We start from the raw sequence: 1,219 nt of genomic DNA, 5'->3' as shown, positions 1-1,219 counted from the left end.
TGAATAGCCCCTAGATCTGTAGACGCCTTCTTCCCTAATTTTGAGGCAAGGAGGCCGAGATGGGCAAAGGCAATTTCAGCGACGAGTTCAAGCGTGACGCGGTCGCGCAGATCACGGAGCGGGGCTACCCGGTTGCGGAGGTTTCGCAACGGCTCGGGGTAAGCGCGCATTCTCTCTATGCATGGAAGCGCAAGTTCGCGAAGGCGTCGTCCGGTGAGACGGAGAAGGATGCTGAGATCCGGCGCCTGAAGCGGGAGCTGACGCGGGTGACGGAGGAACGCGACATCCTAAAAAAGGCCACCGCGTATTTCGCCAGGGATGCCAAGTGAGATACGCGTTCGTGGCCGAGCATCGCGGGCAGTTCTCTGTGCGGGCGATGTGCCGATGCTTGCGCATCCAACCGAGCGGCTTCTACGCCTGGCTGAAAGCGCCGCTGAGCAAGCGGGCCCAAGAGGATCTGCGGCAGACCCGGATGCTGAAGGAGGCGTGGATCGAGAGCGGCAAGGTCTATGGTCACCGCAAGTTGCATGACGACTTGATCGAACAGGGCGAAAGCATCTGCGTGAACCGTGTTGCCCGTCTGACGAAGCTGGCCGGGATCAGGGCGCAGATCGGCTACAAACGCCGCCCCGGAAAGTATGGCGGCAAGCCGTCGGTTGTTGTCGACAACACTCTCGACCGGCAGTTCGACGTGGGGGCGCCGGACAAGGTCTGGGTCACCGACATTACCTACATTCGCACGCAGGAGGGCTTTGCCTACCTGGCTGTCGTCATCGACCTCTTCTCGCGCCGCGTGGTCGGCTGGTCGATGCAGAGCCGGCAGACGACTGATGTTGTGTTGCAGGCTCTGCACATGGCGGTCTGGCGTCGAAAGCCCAAGGGGAAGGTCCTGATCCATTCGGACCAGGGCAGCCAATTCACCAGCATGGACTGGGTCGCGTTCCTACGTGCCCACAATCTGGAACATTCCATGAGCCGGCGCGGCAACTGCCACGACAACGCGGTCGCGGAGAGCTTCTTCAACCTGCTCAAGCGCGAACGGATCAGACGCAGGACATACAGAACCCGCGTAGAAGCCAGGCAGGATGTGTTCGATTACATCGAGATGTTCTACAATCCGAAGCGCAAGCATGCGAGAAACGAGATGCTGTCGCCCGTCGAGTTCGAACGGCAGCGGAAACTGAGACCCGAAGGCGTCTAGAAAACGCGGGGCTATTCA

Annotated in this window: 1 protein-coding gene; it reads left to right on the top strand. The window is 60.3% G+C overall.

Features of this window, described 5'->3' with window-relative positions; translation table 11 throughout:
- Positions 1 to 59: 59 nt before the first annotated feature.
- Positions 60 to 1,201, top strand: a protein-coding gene (locus tag KTQ37_RS16620; protein WP_218631624.1) for an IS3 family transposase whose coding sequence is annotated in 2 segments (ribosomal slippage) — positions 60 to 300 and positions 300 to 1,201 — 1,143 coding nt in all. Because the reading frame shifts where the segments join, the coding sequence is not laid out codon by codon here.
- Positions 1,202 to 1,219 lie beyond the last annotated feature (18 nt).

It is taken from the genome of Sedimentimonas flavescens (genome assembly GCF_019264375.1).
GTDB lineage: Bacteria > Pseudomonadota > Alphaproteobacteria > Rhodobacterales > Rhodobacteraceae > Rhodobacter > Rhodobacter flavescens.
The sequence above is the reverse complement of the archived record's forward strand: the minus strand, read 5'-3'. Positions and strand labels throughout refer to the sequence as shown.